Source organism: Actinomadura barringtoniae, from assembly GCF_017573505.1.
GTDB classification, from domain to species: domain Bacteria; phylum Actinomycetota; class Actinomycetes; order Streptosporangiales; family Streptosporangiaceae; genus Spirillospora; species Spirillospora barringtoniae.
Window position 1 is genome coordinate 1 of record NZ_JAGEOJ010000032.1, and the last position, 18,989, is coordinate 18,989.

Sequence of the window (18,989 nt, forward strand, 5' to 3'; positions counted from 1 at the left end):
GGGGCGGGGGGGGGGGGGGGGGGGGGGGGGCGGGGGGGAGGGCGGGTGGGTGCGTGGGGGGGGACTCGGTTGTTGAGGTTCCCAAGGGGGAGAACGGGCGGCCTGTGCCGCCTAAGGAGCAGTCTTTCGAAGAGGATGAGCTCTTCGAGCAGACGTTGTTCGATGACCATGAGTCGAACGCTGAGGAGCGGTCTTGAGCCGGGTGGCGGTTCACGCGGAGGTCGTGTCGGGGGCGCCTGCCAAGCGGGTGTTCGAGGTGCTGACCGATTGGCCGCGGCATGCGGAGTGGATGCCGTTCACCCGGGCCGAGGGCGGGCATGAGGTGGGCGCGACGCTGGAGGGGTGGACCGGGATCGGGCCGGTGGGGTTCACCGACACCATGGTCATCACGGAGTGGATTCCGGGGCAGCGGGTGACCGTTGAGCACACCGGGAAGCTGGTGCGGGGCGACGCGTGGTTCGAGGTCACGCCGGTGGCGGACGGCTGCAAGATCTTGTGGGTGGAACGCGTCGACCTGCCGCTGGGGGTGCTCGGGCGGGTCGGGTGGCTCGTCGCGGGGCCGGTGGTCCGGTTCTTCATGGGGCTCGGGCTTCGGAGACTGTCAGAGGTGGCAGGTAGAACGGGCGCATGACCGCGGTAGTGGGTGAGGACGGGCTGGCGCGCTGTCCCTGGGGGTTGTCGGCACCGGATTATGTGGCTTACCACGATGAGGAGTGGGGCCGCCCGATCCGGGATGACCAGGGGCTTTACGAGCGGCTGTGTCTGGAGGCGTTCCAGTCGGGGCTGTCGTGGCTGACGATCCTGCGTAAGCGGGAGGGGTTCCGGGCGGCGTTCGCCGGGTTCGACATGGAGAAGGTCGCTTCTTTTGGTGAGGCGGATGTCGAACGGTTGCTGGGCGACGCGGCGATCGTGCGGAATCGGGCCAAGATCGAGGCGGCCATCAACAATGCGCGGGCCGCTTTGGAAGTGCCGGGTGGGCTGGCCGAGGTTGCTTGGAAGTACGCCGATGCGGATTCTCCTGGGTACGCGGACATCGGGGATGTGCCGGCCACCACGGATGGGTCCAAGGCGCTGGCCAAGGAGCTGAAGCGGCACGGATTTCGGTTTGTGGGGCCCACTACCGCTTATGCGCTGATGCAGGCTTGTGGGCTGGTCGACGACCATCTGGTGGGTTGCTACCGGCGGGGCGCCTACCGCTGAGCTGCTTGGAGTACGGGGATCGCGGCGGCTCGGCGGGCGGGGAGTGCTGAGGTCGCCAGGGTCACGGCGGTGGCGGAGAGCGCGATGAGCGGGAACAGCCACCAGGGTGGGTTGGGCTGCAAGAAGCTGCTGCCGCTCGCCACGTGCATGAGGTAGACGGTGGCGATCGAGGTGCCCACGCCCAGGAGCGTGCCCAGGAGGACGACCGTGGCGGCCTCCCAGCGGACGATGGAACGGATCTGGGTCGTGGTGGTGCCTACGGCTCCTAGGAGGCCGAACTCGCGGGTTCGTTCGGCGACGCTCATCGAGATGGTGGTCGCCATGCCGAACAGGGCGATCACCAGGGCCATCGCCAGGAAGCCGTAGATCACCTGGAGGCCGTTGGTCATCGCGCCCTTGGCGAGCTTGATGTAGGCGGAACGGTCGTAGACCTTGGCGCCCGGGATGGCGGACAGGGCCTGGTTGAGGGCTTGTGAGCTGCCGCCGCTGACGAGGACTGCCTGGGTCGCGGCGGAGCCGTCCAGGCGGTCCATGGTGGCGGGCGCTACCAGGGCCTGGTCGGCGAAGAGGTGGGACGGGTCGTGGTAGGCGGCGCGGACCTTGAGGGTCAGGCGGCCCTGGGTTGCACGAACGACGATGTTCTGGCCCGGCTTGATGTGCTGGGCGCGGAGAACGTTGGTCGTGAGGGCAATCTCGTTCTGGCGCAGGGGCGGGAGGTGTCCGCCCAGCTTGAGGAGCGCGGAGAGGCCGATCTGGTCCGCTCCGGTGATGGAGAGGTAGACGGGTTCGGGGTCCTCTTCGGGGGACGGACGGCGGGGAGGAGGTGAGACCAGTTTGGCTTCGGTCTGAGTGAGGGCCGTCGCGTGGGTGACTCCGGGTACGCGGGCCAGCTTGTCGGCGGTGTCGCGGGGGAGCGGCGTCTGCGTGCCCGCTGTCTTGCTCCCCACGGCGACGGCGTGGTCGGCCTTCATGACCTGGTGGCCGGTCTCGTCGAAGCGGGCCTGCGCGGACAGGACCATGAGGGCGGTGGACGCGGCCAGCGTCACGCCGAGCATGAGCGAGGACGCGGCGGACGAGACCCGGCGGGGGCTGCGGGTGATGCTGGCGCGGGCCAGGCGTCCGGCCTCGCCGCTGAAGAGGACGCCGATGCGGCCGACCAGGCCGCCCAGCGGGCCCACGAAGAACGGGGCGAGCATCGCCAGCGAGCCGACGGCGACCATCGTGCCCATGAGGATCATGATCGCGGTGCCGACCGTACGGTCCGGGCCGGGCGGTTCCTCGTAGCGGATCGCGAAGACCGGGCCGTAGAAGATCCACGCGGTGGCGAAGACCGCGAGGGCGCCCAGGAGCCGGGGCCAGCGGCGGCCTCGGTCTTCGGAGGCCGAGTCGCGCAGCGCCTGCATCGGGGCGATCCGGGCGGCCTTGCGGGCGGCGCGCCACGCGGCGAGCTGCGTGACGAGGATGCCGCCGAGCGCGGGGGCCAGCAGCGGGATCCAGCCGAACTGGACCTCCCCGGCGGAGATGTCGAAGCCGTCCTTGGCGAACAGGTAGGTAAGGATCGAGGAGACCGGATAGCCGAGGGCCACGCCCGCGATGCCCGCGACCAGGCCGAGGGCCAGGGCCTCGAAGCGGATCAGCCGCTTGATCTGGCGCGGGGTGGCGCCGATGGCGCTGAGGAGCGCGAGCCTGCGGGTGCGCTGGCGGATGAGCGTGCCGAACGTGTTGGCGACGACGAAGATGCCGACGAAGACCGCCACGGCGGCGAGCATGCCGATCGAGCCGCCGATGGAGACCCCGGCGGACTGCACGTCGGCGGACTGCGCGTGCCGGACCGAGGCGGCGGTACGTACGGTCGCGCCGGGGACGGAACGGGCCAGGTCGGCGCGGAGACGGTCGGGCGCGACGGAGGACTTCACCCACACGCTCTGCCACGTGCCGGCGGGCAGCCCGGCGGCCTGCCGTACGGTCTCGGGCGCGCCGAGGATCAGGTCGCCCGCCGCGACCGCGCTGTGGCCCTGCACGGTGACGACGCCGACGATCTTCATCGTGGTCGTCTGGCGAGGAAGGAGAAGGCGCAGGTCGGAGCCCACGTGGAGGTGACCGGCGCGGGTGAGGTGGCGTACGACCGCCACCTCGTTCGGCGCGGCGGGCGCGCGGCCGGACTCCAGCCTGTACGGGTTGAGCCGCGCGTCGGCGACCCACGGGCGCAGCAGCGTACGGGCCCCGGCGGGCGGCGAGATCGCCTTGCCGTTCGACCCGGCGGCCGTCACCGGCACCATCGCGTCACCGGCCGCCGCAGCGACCCCCGGGCGGCCGGTCACCTGGTCGAGCCGGACCCGCCCGTCCGGCGCGGCGTAAACGTCGTCAGGGTCGGTCTCGCCGCCCTGCACCAGCACGTCCGCGCGGTGATACTCGCTGGCGTCGCTGCCGGACACGGCCGACTGCGCCCGCATCGCGAACTGCAGCGACCCCGACATCAACCCGACCGACAACAGGGCCGCGACCATGGTGGCGACCAGCCGGGGCCACTCCCCGGCGAACGAACGGCGCGCGATGAGCCACATCTCGTTCAGCCCTCCAGCCGGCGCATGCGCGCGTGTACGGCGTCGATCGACGGGGAGAGCAGCTCGTCCACGATCCGGCCGTCCGCCAGGAACAGCACCCGGTCGGCGTACGAGGCGGCACGCGGGTCGTGCGTCACCATGATCACGGTCTGCCGGTAGGCGTCCACGGCGGACCGCAGAAAGCCCAGCACCTCGGTGCCCGACCGCGAGTCCAGGTTGCCGGTCGGCTCGTCCGCGAACAGCACCTCGGGCCGGGTGAGCAGCGCACGCGCCACCGCGACCCGCTGCTGCTGCCCGCCCGACATCTCCGCCGGCCGGTGCCCGAGCCGGTCGCGCAGCCCCAGCGCGTTCACGATCGTGTCGAACCACTCGCGGTCCGCACGCCGCGCCGCCAGCCGTCCGGTGAGCCGGATGTTCTCCTCGGCGGTCAGCATCGGCAGCAGATTGAACGACTGGAAGACGAAGCCGAGCCGGTCGCGGCGCAGCTTGGTCAGCCGCGTGCGCGACAGCCCGGTGATGTCCACGCCCCCGATCAGCACCTCGCCGGACGTGACCCCGTCCAGCCCCGCCAGGCAGTGCAGGAACGTCGACTTGCCCGACCCCGACGGCCCCATGATCGCCGTGAACTGGCCCCGCGCGAACGCCGCCGACACCCCCCGCAACGCGGTCACAGCCCCATCGCCCGACCCGTACGACTTGACCAGGTTGTGCGCGACCGCAACGAACTCGCCCCCAGGCATACCGGACGCGCCTGCCGCACCAGTTGCGTTGGGTGCGCCGAGGGTGCTGAGCATTGGGGGTGTGCCGGGGGTGTTGGGCTGGCCCTGTGGGGTGGGCGTGCCGGGGGAGGTGCGGGGAGCGGCGGGTGTCTTAGCCATGCCCTCAAGCCAACCCGGCGGCGGCGCCGGGCACATTGGCGTGATCCGGAGATCCTTTGCGGGGGACAGCCCTACCTACGGCGGGGTGGAACGCCGGGGTATGGCTGGCCCTACCCCGAAGTCGGCGAACAGGCCTACTGATCTTCGAGGTCCGTCCCGGTTGCCTTGAATGCATGAAATGCGCAGCTCAGGAGCCTCTTCTTTACGGCGGATCGGCCGCCTTCGCCGGGGTGACCGCCGCGGTGACCAAGCACGTCGGCTCGATCCTGGCCAAGCTCGACCTGCCGCCCGCCCCCGACGATCACCGTCGCGTCCGCGCCGTTCTCACCTACCTCCGCGGCTAGGGACGGAGTGGCTGGCCGCGGAGGTAGGCGGAGCGGGGTGTTGCGCGGGCGGCCCCGCGACTCGTGGAAAAGACGCGGGGCCGGCCGCACCGGCGGGGCGGCTCACGCCGCCGTGTGGGCCGCTCCGCCGGGGTCTGGTGCGCGGTCAATCGGGCGGGTCGATGATGGGGGCGGGGTAGCCCAGGTCGCGGCGCAGGCCCGCCGGGAGTTTCCACGGGGTGTGGATGAACGACGGGCTCACCGGCTCCAGTTCGGGGACGTATTCGCGCACGTAGTCGCCCTTCGGGTCGAAGCGCGAGGCCTGGCGGAGCGGGTTCATCACGCGGTTCGGGCGGGTGTCGTTGCCCGTGCCCGCGATCCACTGCCAGTTGCCCGCGTTGTTCGGCACGTCGCCGTCGGCGAGCAGGGAGGCGAAGTGCCGCAGGCCGTGCCGCCAGTCGATGTGCAGGTTGCGGGTGAGGAACGAGGCGGTGATCATGCGGGCGCGGTTGTGCATGAAGCCCTCGCGGAGCAGCTGGCGCATGCCGGCGTCCACGATCGGGTAGCCGGTCCGCCCCTGCCGCCAGGCCTCCAGCGCGTCCTCGTCGTCGTGCCAGCGCGCGTCGTCGCGCGGCCGGTAGTCGTCGCGGTTGATGCGGGGGAACGCGGCGGTGACCTGGTGGTGGAAGTCGCGCCAGGCGAGCTGCCGTGCGAACCCGAAGCCGCCCTCACGCCCGCGCGCGGCCGTCGCGAGCTCCAAAGGTGAGACGCAGCCGAAGCGCAGGTACGGGCTGAGCCGCGAGGTCCGGTCGCCGGGCAGGTCGTCGTGCCCGTCCTCGTATTCGGCGAGGTGGTCCCGCAGCCAGGCGCGCACCCGTTCACGGCCCGCGCCCTCGCCGCCCGGCATCAGGTCGGGTGACACGCCCGCGACGTCGAACGTGGCGAGATCGATCCCCGGTTCCAGCCCCGAAGGCACCCGTACTGCCTCCGGGGCTGGAAGCACCGGCCGCCAGCGGAGCCCGCTCCACGCCCGGAAGTAGGGCGTGAAGACCTTGTAGTGGTCGCCCGACACCGGGGTGACCGCACCCGGCGGAACGACGGTCACGCCAGGGTGGACCGCGACCGCGATCTCCCGTTCGAGCCGCTCCCGGCGCCGCCTCGCGTACTCGCTGACGTCGTCGCTCAGGTGAACGCGCCCTGCGTCGTGGTGACGCGCCAGGGCCAGCGTCTCGGCCACCGGGTCACCGCGCCGCACCACGAGCTCGGCGCCGCGCTCGTGCAGCGATTTGCGCAGGTCGTCCAGGCCGTCCAGGAGGAAGCGGACCCGGTTGGGCGCCCCGGCCGGGCTCGCCAGGAGCGCGTCGTCCAGCACGAACAGCGGCACGACGTTCTCGGCGTCCTCACAGGCCGCGTGCAGCGCCGGATGGTCATGGACCCGCAGGTCGCGGGTGAAGAGCAGGATCGTGGTCTTCATCACCCTGTGGTTCGTGGCACGGCCCGGCCACGGTTGCACGGAAACCGTCGCCAGTTGCGCGGAGACCCGCCGTCGGCTGCGCGGGGACCTGCGGGCGGGACCCGGCGGAGATTGCAACCGCGCGGCGATCTCGCGCCGAATTCCCTGACGGGGGCCTAATCTGGCCCACGTTCACAAGACGGGTGGGACGCGATGGACGGCGGGGTGGGGCTCAGTGTCGGCGCGGTGGCGCGCCGGCTGGGCGTCGCGCCCTCGACGCTGCGCACCTGGGGACGCCGGTACGGGATAGGCCCGAGCCGCCACAGCGCGGGCGGCCACCGACGCTACGACACGACCGACGTCGCCCGCCTCCAGCTCATGAACCAGCTGATCCTGGACGGCACGCCACCCGAGGAGGCCGCCCGCAAAGCCCTGGCGGCCGCCCCCGAGGATCTCCCGGCCCAGCCACCACCGCAGCAGCCCGAGCCGCGCCCGGCCTGGGGATCGGGCGGTCAGCGCCTGGCCGTCACCGAGTCGACCCCGGCCACCCGTGCGCTCGCACGCGCCGCGATGGGAATGGACGCGGTGACCATGCAACGGCTGATCGACGAGGCGCTGCGCCGGGACGGGGTCGTTCAGGCCTGGCAGGAGCTGTTCGCGCCCGTCCTGATCGGGATCGGCGAGCGGCACGCGGAGACCGGCGCGATCGTCGAGATCGAGCATCTGCTCTCCGGGACGCTGCTGAGCGCGCTGGCCAGGGAGGTCGCCACCGCCGGGCCGCCGATCACCGCGCGCCCGGTCGTGCTGGCGTGCGCGGCCGAGGAGCAGCACAGCCTGCCGGTCTACGCGCTGGCCGCGTCGCTGGCGGCGGAACGGATCGCCGTGCGGGTCCTGGGCGCCCGGATGCCGTACGAGGCGCTCGCGGCGGCCATCCGGCACCTCGGCCCGGCCGCGGTGTTCGTCTGGTCACAGACGCCCGATACCGGCGATCCGGCGCCGCTGGCCGGGCTGCCCGGCGGCCGTCCCCGTGTACGCCTGCTGGCGGGCGGGCCCGGCTGGGCGGACGACCGGCTGCCCGAACGCGTCCACCGCGTGGGAACGCTTCCCGAGGCGATCGCCGAGGTCCACGCCGCCTACGGCCACGCCTGATCTGCCCTTTCTTTACCTCTCGGATCGCCCTCCTCCGGTTGCGCACGATCTTCAAAGCGACTATGAACAAGTTTTGAAGAGGTTTTCTGCGATGGAGGGAGCGGCCATGACGGCAATGATCGAGGCCCCGGCGTCTCCGGCGTCCGCGACGTCTCCCACGTCCGCGACGTCTCCCACGTCCGCGACATCCGCGGCGTCTCCGGGGTCCGCGGCGTCTCCGGGGTCCGCGACGCTGGCGGGGCGGCTGCTCGCCGACGACGAGACCGCGCTGGCCGAGTGCCAGGCCGAGTTCGGTCCCGCGCTGCGCCGCTACCTGCGCCGCCTGGTGCCCGCCGACCTGGTCGACGACGTGGTCCAGGCCGTTCTGGTGGAGCTGTGGCGCTGCCGCCACCGGCTGGACCCGGAGCAGCCCCTGCGCGGCTGGATCTTCACGATCGCCCGCCGCCGCGCCGTCGATCAGCTGCGCGCGCGGCCCCCGGCGAGCCTGCCCCTCACGCAGGCGCTCGTTCAGGCACTCGCCCAGCCCGGCCCCGACCCGGCCGAGCGGGTGGCGCGGGCGCAGGACGTCAGGCGCGCGCTCGCCACGCTGCCCGACGCGCAGCGCGAGGCCCTCGTGCTGGCCTACTTCGGAGACCTGACCCAGACCGAGATCGCGGCCGCGGTCGGCGCGCCGCTCGGGACGGTCAAGGCACGGACCGCCCGCGGCCTGCGCCGCCTGGGCGCGCTGCTGGAGGCCTGACGGCCATGGAACCGACCAAGATCGAGACCACTCGCCCCCGCGTCGCCGTGTCGAGCTGCCTGCTCGGCGAGCCGGTCCGCTACAACGGCGGGCACAGCCGCAGCCGCTTCCTGACCGACACGCTCGCCCAGCACGTCGACTGGTTCCCGCTGTGCCCGGAGATGGAGATCGGGCTGGGCGCGCCCCGGCCGACGCTCCGCCTGGTGACCGTCGGCGACGAGGACCGCCTGCGCCCGCGGAACGGCGAAGGCGACCACACCGAGGCGATGCGAGAGCTGGCCGACCGGCAGAACGCCGTGGTGGACGGCTGGGTGCTGAAGTCCAGGTCGCCCAGCTGCGGCCCGCGCGGGGTGTCGCGCTACCTGGAGAACGGAAACCCGATCGACCGCCGCGCGAGCGGGATCTTCGCGGCCCGGCTGATGACGAACCGCCCCGACCTGCCGATCGAGGAGGACGGCCGCCTGAACGACACCGTCCTGCGCGAGCACTTCGTCGAACGGATCTTCGCGCACGCCCGGCTCCGCGCGCTCTTCGACGGTGGCTGGGCGCCCCGCGACCTGGTCTCGTTCCACGCCGCGCACAAGCTCCAGCTCCTCGCGCACGACCCGTCGCTCTACCGCGTCATGGGCCGTACGGTCGCCGCCGCCGGAAGCAGCCCGCAGGCGGAGCTGGAGGCCGACTACACCGAACTGTTCGCCGCCGCGTTCGCCGTCCGGCCCACCCGCGGCCGGCACGTGAACGCGCTGCAGCACGTCTTCGGGCCGATGAGCGAACGCCTCGACGACGCGCGGCGGCACGACATCGTCGCCGTCATCGAGGCCTTCGCGCGCGGCGAGGTGCCGCGGGAGGTCCCGATGACCCTCCTGCGGCACCACGCGCGCGGCGAGGACAACGCCTACCTGCAGGCCCAGACCTACTTCGAGCCGTTCCCCAAGCACATCGCGTAGAAGCGGATCAGCGTCCCTCGAACTCGGGCTGCTGCTTCTTCAGGAACGCCTCGGTCGCGTTGTGGTGGTCGGCGGTCTTCTCGCAGAGGTCCTGCAGCTCGGCCTCCTTCTCCAGGGCCGAGTCCAGGTCGTGAGTGGCGGCGTGGTCGAGCGCCTCCTTGACCGCGCCGAACGAGACGGTCGGCCCGGCGGCCAGCGTCCGCGCGAGCTCCACCGACGCCGGCGCCAGCTCGTCGGCCGCGACGACCCGGTTGACCAGGCCGATCTCCAGCGCCTCGGGCGCCTTCACCGGCTCGGCGAGCAGCAGCAGCTCGGCGGCCTTCGTACGGCCCACCCGGCGCTGCAGGGTCCACGACATGCCGCTGTCCGGCGCCAGGCCGATCTTGGTGAACGCGGTGCCGAACGAGGCCTTCTCCGACGCGATCACCAGGTCGCAGGCCAGCGCCAGCGACGCGCCCGCACCGGCCGCCACGCCGTTCACCGCCGCGACGACGGGCTTGGGCATCCCGGCGATGGCCTTCACGACCGGGTTGTAGTGCCGGCGCACGGTGTCGTCCAGACCCCTGCCCGCGGCGAGGTTGTCGGCGTGCTCGCGCAGGTCCTGGCCCGCGCAGAAGCCGCGCCCGGCACCGGTGATGATCACCGCGCGCACCGCCGCGTCGCCCGCCGCGCGCTCCAGCGCCGCGCCCAGCGCCTCCTTCATCTCGGCGATCAGTGCGTTGTAGGCGTCGGGCCGGTTGAGTGTGATCGTCGCCACACCCTCGGTGACGTCGTACAGCACAGTCTCAGACACCGTTGTCCTCCTCGTTACCGCGGTTCTCCAGGCAACCATCGACGAACCGGGACGCCGCGGGCAAGAGACGCGCGGCCTCGGCGTCGAAGAACCGGGCCGCTCGGATGCCCGGCCAGCCCTCCGGCAACAGGTCTGGAGGCAGTCCCGGGTCGCGGAAAAGAAACTTGCGCCATTCATGGACAAGCCTGCTGCGAATGGCGAAGGCCCGCTCGTCCGAGGGCACCCGCACATCCGACTCCGTGCCCGCCACGAACTCCCGCGCGTCGGCCATCCACTGCTCGTACGCGCGTCCCAGACCGTCCAGATCCCACGCCCGGGCCACCAGGCCGCGCACGTCCCCCTCGTACGCCGAAACGAACCGCTCGGCCCGCACGGACTCGGCGTTGAGCAGGGGGTCCAGTTCGCTGGAGGCGCGCGGGCCGACCCACGTGGACTCGTCCAGCCGCGCGTAGCCGAGGTAGCCCAATCCCGAGGCCAGCCGCTCGCGCCGCGCCCGGTCCCGGACGCGTTCGACCACCAGAAGGTGCCAATGCCCGTCCCACGGGCCCAGATCGCGGTAGATCCGGTGGGCCGCCTCGTCGAGCCGGCGGGCCGCGCGGGGGGTCAGCGCATACCCCGGGCCCTGCGGCAGGCGGACCGGCTCCAGCCACTCCTGGCGGACCATCCGGGACACCGCCGTGCGCACCGCCGGGGCGGCCACGCCGAGCGCCGCGAGCAGCCTGACCAGGGCCGCGATCGGTGCCCGCCCGCCCCGCTCGCGGAGGTGATCACCGTAGAGATCGAACAGCGCCGAACGAGCGTTCATCGAAGATCTCCCAAGACGCCCCGCCGAGGAAGGGGATTCAGGCGGGCCTCACAAACTGGCATGTTAGTTTGTGAGACATGCCCAGGACAGGTGTGAAGCGGGCGTTCAAGTACCGCTTCTATCCGACCGATGAGCAGGCGGCCGAGTTGTCGCGCACGTTCGGTTGCGTGCGCAAGGTCTACAACCTCGCTCTCGCCGCCCGTACGGAGGCATGGATCCTGAGGCAGGAACGGGTCAACTACAACGCCACTTCGGCGATGCTGACCGCATGGAAGAAGAGCGAAGAGCTCGCCTACCTCAACGAGGTTTCGAGCGTTCCGCTGCAACAGGCGCTGCGCCATTTGCAGATGGCATTCGCCGGTTTCTTCTCCAAACGGGCCAAGTATCCGCGCTTCAAATCCAAGCGCAAGTCGCGCGCCTCGGCCGAGTACACACGCTCGGCGTTCACCTACCGCAAAGGGGCGCTGACCCTGGCGCGGGTGGCCGGGCCGTTGGCGATCGTCTGGTCCAGACCCCTTCCAGCCGGTGCCGAACCGACCACGGTGACCGTGAGCAGAGACGGCGCGGGCCGCTGGCACGTTTCCTTGCTGTGTGAGGACGCCGCGGTCCAGCTGCTACCGGCGCTCTCCACGGCGGTCGGTATCGACGCCGGCCTCGATCACCTGCTCACGCTGTCCACCGGAGAGAAGATCGCCAACCTCCGGTCCGAACGCCGTGACCGGGAGCGGCTGGCCAAGGCCCAGCACGTTCTGTCCCGCAAGGCCAGGGGCAACGGCGCGAACCGGAGCAAGGCCCGGCAGAGGGTCGCACGCATCCATGCCCGGATCGCCGACCGGCGCCGCGACCACCTCCACAAGCTGACCACTCGACTCGTGCGCGAAAACCAAACGCTCGTGATCGAGGACCTGAATGTCCGGAACATGGTCAAGAACCGGAGACTCGCGCGCGCCATCTCCGACGCGTCCTGGTCGGAGTTCCGCAGCCTGCTGGAGTACAAAGCGCAGTGGTACGGACGCGAGGTGATCGCCGTGGACCGGTGGTTCCCGTCTTCCAAACTGTGCTCGATCTGCGGCACTCTCGCGAATGCGATGCCGCTTAATATTCGCAACTGGGTCTGCGATGGCTGTGACACGACCCATGATCGGGACGTCAATGCGGCCCGCAATTTGCTGGCGGCCGGGCGGGCCGCATCAGCCTGTGGAGACGGTGTGAGACCCCAACGGAAACCTCCGGGCGGGCGGTCGTCGGTGAAGCAGGAAACCCCGGCTCGCGAGGGCTAGGAGTCTCCCTTCCTGGCGGAAGGGAGGGGACGCCAAGGCATGAGTCTCTCGATCTGGAGGCTGATCGTTACCACTTCGCGCCCGGAAGACGAGATAATGGACCACTACTGATGACGCGGATGCGACAGGCGGCCACGCGGCCAACGGTGCCCGGAGGCCCCACGCGGCCCTAGGCAGGAAGGGGATGCACGCATGGCGGCGATGAAGCCGCGGACAGGAGACGGTCCGCTCGAAGTGACCAAGGAGGGGCGCGGAATCGTCATGCGGGTCCCGCTGGAAGGCGGCGGACGCCTTGTCGTGGAGCTGTCCGCAGACGAGGCCAAGGAGCTCGGCGAGGCCCTCAAAGAGGTCGTCGGCTGACGCGCCGAAGGTCTCCGCGACCCCGAGATGCGGTGACGGTCCCGGCGCTCTAGCCGGGACCCTCGCCGTCTCCGCCAGAAGACCGGGCACAGAGCAACGACCGGCGGCCTGAACGGCTCGCCGGCGCACCCTAGGGGGAACCAGCAGCATGCCCATCGAGACCCAGGTGACCGGTGCGGGCGGGACGCTGTCGCAGGCGGCGGAGTCCCTGAGCGCCGAGGTGGTGGCCGTCCCGATCACGTCCGGACCGGACGGCGCGGTGGCGCCGGCGGCCGAGATCGCGGCGCTGCTGCCCTTCACGCTGGACGAGCTGCTGACCCTGCACGGCGCCAAGGGCGAGGCCGGCGAGGTCGTCTCCACCCCGGTGCGGGTGGGCGGAACGGTGCGCGAACTGCTGCTGTACGGGGTGGGCGCGGCGACCCCCGCGGACCTGCGCAAGGCGGGGGCCGCACTGGCCAGGCGCGGCAAGGGCAAGTCCAATCTGGCGGCGGGCGTGCCCGCGGGCGACCTGGCCGCGTTCGTCGAGGGCGCGCTGCTCGGGTCCTACACGTTCAAGATCGGGGCGCCGCCGGCCAAGGCCAAGGCGCCGCTCGGCACGCTGACCGTGCTGACCGAGGCGGGCCCCGAGGCGAGCGCCCCCGCGATCGAACGCGGCACCGCCGTCGCACGGGCCGCCGCGCGCGCCCGCGACCTGGCCAACACCCCCTCCGGCGAGAAGGGCCCCTCCTGGCTCGCCGAGCAGGCCGAACGGGTCGCCGCCGAGAAGGGCCTCACCGCACGCGTGCGCGGCGAGAAGGAGCTGGCCGAGGGCGGCTTCGGCGGCCTGCTGGCGGTCGGCTCCGGCTCGGCCCGGCCGCCCCGGCTGATCGAGCTGTCGTACGAGCCCGAGGGCGGCTCCGACCGCCACGTGGTGCTGGTCGGCAAGGGCATCACGTTCGACAGCGGCGGCCTGTCGCTGAAGCCGAACGACAACATGAAGACGATGAAGACCGACATGGCCGGCGGCGCCGTGGTCATCTCGGTCATGGGCGCGCTGCGCGAGCTCGGCGTGAACGCCAGGGTCACCGGGCTGGTCTCGGCCGCGGAGAACATGCCGTCCGGTTCGGCCATGCGCCCCGGCGACGTCATCACCCACTTCGGCGGCACCACCTCCGAGGTGCTGAACACCGACGCCGAGGGCCGCCTGGTGCTGGCCGACGCGCTCGCCTACGCCGACGCCGAGCTGGACCCGGACGTGATCGTCGACGTCGCCACCCTCACCGGCGCCGCCAAGGTCGCTCTCGGCCTGCGCACCGGCGCGCTGTTCAGCAACGACGACGCGCTCGCCGAGGCCCTGACGGGTGCGGGTGGCGCGGCGGGCGAGCCGCTCTGGCGGCTGCCGCTGTCGGAGGATCTGCGCCCGGCGATCGACTCCGACGTCGCCGACATCAACAACATCGGCAAGCCCGGCTTCGGCGGCGGCTCCATCACCGCGGCGCTGTTCCTGCGCGAGTTCGTGGGGTCGCGGACGTGGGCGCACCTGGACGTCGCGGGCCCCGGCCGTTCCACCGCCGACGACGGCGAGATCAGCAGGGGCGCCACCGGCTTCGGCACCCGCCTGCTGCTGCGCTGGCTGACTTCCTGACCTCCTGACCTGCGCAGACGAAGGGTCTAGACGTCCGCGTATGCGGTCCACTCTTTCGGACATGTTCCGCGCGGCCCCGCGCCGCGAGTCTTAAAGCACGACGGAAACACCGTCTGAACTTCTGAGAGTGGAGAACACACGAATGAACGCGCTGCAGACCGGCTCGCCGCGGCAGACCACTCGGCTGACGAACGCCGTGCTGGTGGCGGCCATCCTGACCACCGGCCTGGTCACCGGGGTCGAGTTCCTCTACGCGACCACGATCATGCCGGGCCTGCACGACCTCGACGACAAGACCTTCGTCGCCGCGTTCCAGGCGATCGACAAGGCGATCATGAACCCGTTCTTCATGGGGTCCTTCTTCGGCGCGGTCGTTCTCACGGCCGTCGCCGCCTTCCAGCACCGCGGTCCGGCCCTGCGCGGGGCGCTGCCCTGGCTGATCGCCGCCGCGGTGCTCTACTTCCTCGGCGTCGCGATCACGATGGCGGTCAACGTGCCGCTGAACGACGCGCTCAAGGCGGCGGGCGACCCCGGCCACATCGCGAACATCGCCAAGGTCCGCCACGACTTCCACGAGAGCCGCTGGGTGGCCTGGAACATCGTCCGGACGCTGCTGTCGCTGGCCTCGTTCGGGATCCTCTCCTGGGTCGCGGTCGCCTACCGCGCCCGCCGCACCGCCGCCTGATCCGACGCCTACCGAAGCAAAGCCCCGGGGCCCAGGGCCCCGGGGCTTCTTCCTTTGCTCGGGCTCACTTCTTGCGGCGGTCGATGACCGGGACCTCGTGCCGCTTGCGGGCCTCGGACACGATCTCCTTGAGGGAGGCCGACCAGCTCTGGTCGACCGCGAAGCACCAGCGGGCCGCCTCGGCGGTCGCCGGGACGTCGGGGAGGGTCAGCACGACCAGCCTGGGCCGTTCCTCCGTACGGGCGGTCTCGACCAGCTCCGCCGACGACAGCACCACCAGGTAGTCCTGCTCACCGCGCTTGGCACCCGGAACCCCGCGGCGCAGCGCGCACAGGCCGTGGATCTCGGACCAGGGGAGGACTCGGTCGGCCCTGCGCGGCAGCGGCCACCGGGCCGGGCGGCGCACGCCCTCGGTGTCGATCTCGAAGAGGGGGCGGCGGCTGATCAGGGTGCCCGCCACGGTCGACAGCCCGGCGCTGAACAGCGCGATGCCGACCACGCCGAGCGCGACGAATGCGACGCTGCCCACACTCAGGCCGCTCATCAGCCCGCCTGTGATGAACGCCACGGACGCGACGATCAGGATCAGGCAGGCGGCGATCTGGAAGCCTCCGCGCCAGGTCATCCGGGCACGGACCTGAAAAGCGCCGCCGTCGCGTTCCGTGGAGCCGGGTTTCATGCAGGCGCTCAGTCGCGCTTGAGAGCGCAGAGCAGGCCGTCGCCGACCGGCAGCAGCAGCGGCACCAGCCGCTCGTCCTCGCGGACCATCCGGTTGACCTCGCGGATCGCGAGCGTCTCGGGGTCGCGGACGTCGGGATCGGCCACCCGGTCGTGCCAGAGCGCGTTGTCGAAGGCCACCACGCCGCCCGGACGCAGCAGCCGCAGCGCCGCCTCCAGGTATTCGGGGTACTCCTGCTTGGCGGCGTCGCAGAAGACCATGTCGTACGCCCCGTCGGTGAAGCGCGGCAGCACCTCCAGCGCCCGCCCGACGATCATCCGGGTCCGCGAGCCGCCGAGGCCCGCCTCGGCGTAGGCCTGCTTGGCCAGCCGCTGGTGCTCATGCTCGACGTCGACGCTGGTCAGCACGCCGTCCTTGCGCATCCCGCGCATCAGCCAGATCCCCGACACGCCGCAGCCCGACCCGACCTCGACCACCGTACGGGCGTCGATCATGGCGGCCAGGAACCGCAGCGCCGCCCCGCCCGCCGGGCCGATCGGCGTCGCGCCGACCTCGCGGCCGAGACGGCGGGCGTTAAGGATGGGTTCGTCTTCGGGGAGGAATTCCTCCACGTAGGCCAGGGTGGCCTGAATGGCGTCGATGGCTGCCTCCTCGCGGGACCCCCGCCTGGCTCATGCTGGAAAGACCATATCGCTGACCGGGAACCAACTCGCGTTCCGTCGCGTTCTAACTGACAACCGGTCCACAACCGCCCCAGCCCAGGCGTGACCGTGTCGTTCCAATGCGACGAGCGTTAGGCACAGAGAGGAACAACCCGGCACCATGGGAGTCGCAGCACTTACATTCAAGGGCGCTGTGGGGGTCGGCCCCCGGCAGGGGATCGGTAACGCAGCCGCCGGGCGTGAGAACGCCCCCGAGGCCGAGTGGGCACCGCCGTCGTGGGACGAGGTGGTCCGCGAGCACTCCGCCCGGGTCTACCGTCTCGCCTACCGGCTGACCGGCAACCAGCACGACGCCGAGGACCTCACGCAGGAGGTCTTCGTCCGGGTGTTCCGTTCGCTGTCGAACTACACGCCCGGCACGTTCGAGGGCTGGCTGCACCGCATCACGACCAACCTGTTCCTCGACATGGCGCGGCGCCGCCAGCGCATCCGCTTCGAGGGACTCGCCGACGACGCCGCCGAGCGGCTGCAGGGCCGCGAGCCCACGCCGGCGCAGGTGTACGACGACCGCAACTTCGACGCCGACGTGCAGGCCGCGCTCGACGCCCTGGCGCCCGAGTACCGGGCCGCCGTGGTGCTGTGCGACATCGAGGGCCTGTCCTACGAGGAGATCTCGGCGACGCTCGGTGTCAAACTGGGTACGGTGCGCAGCCGTATTCACCGGGGAAGGGCGCAGTTGCGCGCCGCGCTCGAGCACCGCGCGCCGCGTCGCCGCGGCGCCGAGCTGCAGCCGGAGGGCGTGTAGCCCGCCGGGTGCGCAACGATGGCGCGAGACTGATCTGAACGACGAGGGAGCCGCGTGAGTTGTCTGGGGGAGCGTCTGACCGCTCTGGTCGACGGTGAGCTGGGCCACGACGAGCGCGACCGAGCGCTGGCCCATCTCGCGCGCTGCGAGCGCTGCCGCTCTGAGGCGGACGCGCTGCGGCGGCTCAAGGGCCGGTTGCGCGGACTGGCCGACCTTCCCGCGAGCGACGGGGCCGACGACCTCCCGTCCGGCGACTTCCTGTCCCGCCTGCGCGGGATGGCCGAGCCCGCCGGCGGCCTCGGCGACCAGGACTCGGGCGACGGCGAGCCGCCCACCGGGATGCCGACGCCCTCACTGCCCCTGACCAGGCCCCTGCGGCCCGGCGTTCGCGCAGGACACCCAGGGTCGGGACGGATCCCGTCCAGGCCCCGTGACAACAGGCCCGCAGCCCGGGCCGGCGGCCGTTCCGGCGCCGGTCACGCGGCCGCCGTGGGACTCGCGCGCCGCCCGCCGCGGCGCCGCTACCTCGCGGTCGGCGCCGCAACGCTCTTCCTCGGGCTCGGCACCGCCAGCTACGCCGTGGGCGGCCGCCAGGAGGCGCCCGCCGTGACCCCCGCGTTCGACCGGTTCGCGGTCGAACACGCGCTGACGTCCGGAGACGCCCCGCTCACCGATACGCTGACCGACCAGACCACCGTCCAGGTATCCCCGGAGCCGTGACCGGCCGATCTTCCAGCCCGGATCGTCGCCGCCGCCCGCTGACGGCCGCGCGTCATGCCGTGCTGCCAGGACACTTCGGGTCGTCGCCGCGCACCGACTCCGCGCGGCACCTCGGGTCGCCGCTGCTCGCCGAGGCGCGGCCGCACGCCGGGTCGCCGCTGCGTCGCAGGTCGAGCGCCGCGCTGCTCGCGGGCGGGCTCGCCGCCGCGCTCGCGCTCGCCGGGGCGCTGGCCGGGGACGCGTGCGCCGCGCGCCGCGTGGAGAGCGATCCCGAGGCCGTACGGCTGCTGGAGGCGGCCACCAAGGCGGCCAGGCAGGTGCCGTACGAGGGGACCCAGTTCCTCACCACATGGGGTCACAAGGGCTCCACCACGTCGCTGGTACGGGTCGCGCACACGCCCGGTGCCGGGACCTACTTCGACGCCGGGGAGCCCGTCCAGCGCGGCACCGCACCCGTGTCGGGCCCGAGCCGTACCGGCGGATCCACCGCCGAGCGCACCTACCAGGCCGACTCCTCCGTCGGCCGGAGCGCGCTGATCGGCTTCACGACCGAGATGCTCGCGCTGCTCACCCGCAACTACTCCCTCGTACGGGCCGCCGACGCGTCCGTGTGCGGCCGCCAGGCGCGGGTGATCGAGGCGCGGCGTTCCAACGGCACCGCCGCCGGGCGCTTCTGGGTCGATTCCGAGACCGGCCTGATGCTGCACCGCGAGCTGCTGGACGCGGGCGGCCGTTCGGTCGCCGCCACCGGCTTCCGCGAGCTGCGCATCGCCCGTCCCGCCCGCGACACCCGGGTCGCCCTGCGCGGCGGCCGTTCCGTCGGCGAGAGCACCGTCCCGGTCGTCACCGCCTCGCCCTGGGAGGACCGCCTGGCGTCGGGCGACCTCGCCTCGCTGCGCCGCTCCGGCTGGCGCATCCCCGACGCCCTGCCCGAGCATTTCAAGCTCTACGACGCCCGCCGCGACACCAAGGCCGACACCGTTCACCTCAGCTACACCGACGGGTTGTCCGCGGTGTCGGTGTTCGTCCAGCGGGGCGGCGCCGTCGACCGGTCGCGGATGAACGGGTGGCAGCGCACCCGCGACGACGGCAAGACGATCTTCCGTCGCGACTCGCTCCAGCATTGGGCCGTATGGTCCGGGGACGGCTACGTTTACACGGTGCTGACGGACGCGCCCCAGGACACCGCCGACTCGGTGATCGACGCCCTCCCCGAAGGGAGTGGCCTGCACTTCTGGGGTCGCATGGGGCGGGGCGCGCGCCGTCTTGGTACGTGGGTCAATCCGTTCGGCTGATGAACTCTTATGCTCATCACATGCCCCG

General features: G+C 71.9%; 19 protein-coding genes and 1 pseudogene. 13 read left to right on the top strand and 7 right to left on the bottom strand.

Annotated features, from left to right (window positions below; all coding sequences use genetic code 11):
• The first annotated feature begins 202 nt into the window (after nt 1–202).
• Together J4573_RS48860 and J4573_RS48865 are read left to right on the top strand one after the other, a co-directional pair.
• Nucleotides 203–631 carry an SRPBCC family protein gene (locus tag J4573_RS48860; RefSeq protein ID WP_307797522.1) on the top strand — a complete coding sequence of 143 codons (429 nt, stop codon included), beginning with the start codon at nt 203–205 and terminating at the stop codon, nt 629–631.
• The gene (locus J4573_RS48865) at nt 628–1,200 is read left to right on the top strand and encodes a DNA-3-methyladenine glycosylase I (protein ID WP_208263304.1); all 573 of its coding nucleotides are present in this window, start codon (nt 628–630) and stop codon (nt 1,198–1,200) included. Before J4573_RS48860 ends, J4573_RS48865 begins: the two co-directional genes overlap by 4 nt.
• Here the strand turns inward: J4573_RS48865 and J4573_RS48870 are convergent.
• A complete protein-coding gene (locus J4573_RS48870) occupies nt 1,191–3,764 on the bottom strand; it encodes an ABC transporter permease (protein ID WP_208263305.1) in 2,574 nt (857 codons plus the stop codon). The genes J4573_RS48865 and J4573_RS48870 overlap by 10 nt on opposite strands.
• 5 nt (nt 3,765–3,769) lie before the next feature.
• On the bottom strand, nt 3,770–4,504 hold the full coding sequence (locus tag J4573_RS48875; RefSeq protein ID WP_208263373.1) for an ABC transporter ATP-binding protein: 735 nt from the start codon (nt 4,502–4,504) through the stop codon (nt 3,770–3,772).
• A 374-nt stretch (nt 4,505–4,878) separates the two neighbouring features.
• Between J4573_RS48875 and J4573_RS48880 the strand changes: the two are divergent.
• Nucleotides 4,879–4,986 (top strand): annotated as a pseudogene (locus J4573_RS48880) (DNA-binding response regulator); the annotation flags it as partial.
• Between the two features lie 145 nt (nt 4,987–5,131).
• On the opposite strand, the gene J4573_RS48885 reads toward J4573_RS48880, so the two are convergent.
• Nucleotides 5,132–6,439 carry a cryptochrome/photolyase family protein gene (locus tag J4573_RS48885; RefSeq protein ID WP_208263306.1) on the bottom strand — a complete coding sequence of 436 codons (1,308 nt, stop codon included), beginning with the start codon at nt 6,437–6,439 and terminating at the stop codon, nt 5,132–5,134.
• 204 nt (nt 6,440–6,643) lie between these two features.
• On the opposite strand from J4573_RS48885, the gene J4573_RS48890 reads away from it, so the two are divergent.
• From J4573_RS48890 to J4573_RS48900, 3 genes are all read left to right on the top strand, one after another.
• The gene (locus J4573_RS48890; RefSeq protein ID WP_307797513.1) at nt 6,644–7,567 is read left to right on the top strand and encodes a MerR family transcriptional regulator; all 924 of its coding nucleotides are present in this window, start codon (nt 6,644–6,646) and stop codon (nt 7,565–7,567) included.
• 106 nt (nt 7,568–7,673) lie between these two features.
• Entirely contained in the window at nt 7,674–8,306 is a 633-nt protein-coding gene (locus J4573_RS48895) for an RNA polymerase sigma factor (RefSeq protein WP_243774827.1), read from the top strand.
• 5 nt (nt 8,307–8,311) lie between these two features.
• Nucleotides 8,312–9,253, top strand: coding sequence for a YbgA family protein (locus J4573_RS48900; RefSeq protein WP_208263308.1), 942 nt, complete (start codon nt 8,312–8,314; stop codon nt 9,251–9,253).
• A 7-nt stretch (nt 9,254–9,260) separates the two neighbouring features.
• Here the strand turns inward: J4573_RS48900 and J4573_RS48905 are convergent, their stop codons facing one another.
• Nucleotides 9,261–10,085 (bottom strand): enoyl-CoA hydratase-related protein, encoded by an 825-nt coding sequence (locus tag J4573_RS48905; protein WP_208263309.1) that lies wholly within the window; start codon nt 10,083–10,085, stop codon nt 9,261–9,263.
• Complete coding sequence (locus J4573_RS48910; protein ID WP_208263310.1) at nt 10,039–10,851, bottom strand: PaaX family transcriptional regulator; 813 nt, start codon at nt 10,849–10,851, stop codon at nt 10,039–10,041. The genes J4573_RS48905 and J4573_RS48910 overlap by 47 nt, the downstream gene beginning before the upstream one ends.
• A gap of 77 nt (nt 10,852–10,928) precedes the next feature.
• On the opposite strand from J4573_RS48910, the gene J4573_RS48915 reads away from it, so the two are divergent.
• The 4 genes from J4573_RS48915 to J4573_RS48930 all read left to right on the top strand — a co-directional run bounded on the left by J4573_RS48915 (nt 10,929) and on the right by J4573_RS48930 (nt 14,800).
• Nucleotides 10,929–12,131, top strand: a complete 1,203-nt coding sequence (locus tag J4573_RS48915) for an RNA-guided endonuclease InsQ/TnpB family protein (protein WP_208263311.1) — start codon at nt 10,929–10,931, stop codon at nt 12,129–12,131.
• 192 nt (nt 12,132–12,323) lie between these two features.
• A complete protein-coding gene (locus tag J4573_RS48920; protein WP_075022250.1) occupies nt 12,324–12,491 on the top strand; it encodes a DUF3117 domain-containing protein in 168 nt (55 codons plus the stop codon).
• 148 nt (nt 12,492–12,639) lie between these two features.
• On the top strand, nt 12,640–14,115 hold the full coding sequence (locus J4573_RS48925) for a leucyl aminopeptidase (RefSeq protein WP_208263312.1): 1,476 nt from the start codon (nt 12,640–12,642) through the stop codon (nt 14,113–14,115).
• Nucleotides 14,116–14,257: 142 nt separating this feature from the next.
• Complete coding sequence (locus J4573_RS48930) at nt 14,258–14,800, top strand: anthrone oxygenase family protein (protein WP_208263313.1); 543 nt, start codon at nt 14,258–14,260, stop codon at nt 14,798–14,800.
• 64 nt (nt 14,801–14,864) lie between these two features.
• Here the strand turns inward: J4573_RS48930 and J4573_RS48935 are convergent, their stop codons facing one another.
• Entirely contained in the window at nt 14,865–15,479 is a 615-nt protein-coding gene (locus tag J4573_RS48935) for a hypothetical protein (protein ID WP_208263314.1), read from the bottom strand.
• 8 nt (nt 15,480–15,487) lie between these two features.
• The gene (locus J4573_RS48940) at nt 15,488–16,090 is read right to left on the bottom strand and encodes an O-methyltransferase (protein WP_208263315.1); all 603 of its coding nucleotides are present in this window, start codon (nt 16,088–16,090) and stop codon (nt 15,488–15,490) included.
• Nucleotides 16,091–16,301: 211 nt separating this feature from the next.
• Between J4573_RS48940 and sigE the strand changes: the two genes are divergently transcribed.
• The 3 genes from sigE to J4573_RS54965 are packed head-to-tail and all read left to right on the top strand — an operon-like array spanning nt 16,302 to nt 18,961.
• Nucleotides 16,302–16,946, top strand: a complete 645-nt coding sequence (sigE, locus tag J4573_RS48945; protein ID WP_243774828.1) for an RNA polymerase sigma factor SigE — start codon at nt 16,302–16,304, stop codon at nt 16,944–16,946.
• Between the two features lie 54 nt (nt 16,947–17,000).
• A complete protein-coding gene (locus J4573_RS48950; RefSeq protein WP_208263316.1) occupies nt 17,001–17,666 on the top strand; it encodes an anti-sigma factor family protein in 666 nt (221 codons plus the stop codon).
• On the top strand, nt 17,663–18,961 hold the full coding sequence (locus J4573_RS54965; protein WP_208263317.1) for a sigma-E factor regulatory protein RseB domain-containing protein: 1,299 nt from the start codon (nt 17,663–17,665) through the stop codon (nt 18,959–18,961). The genes J4573_RS48950 and J4573_RS54965 overlap by 4 nt, the downstream gene beginning before the upstream one ends.
• The last annotated feature ends 28 nt before the right edge of the window (nt 18,962–18,989 follow it).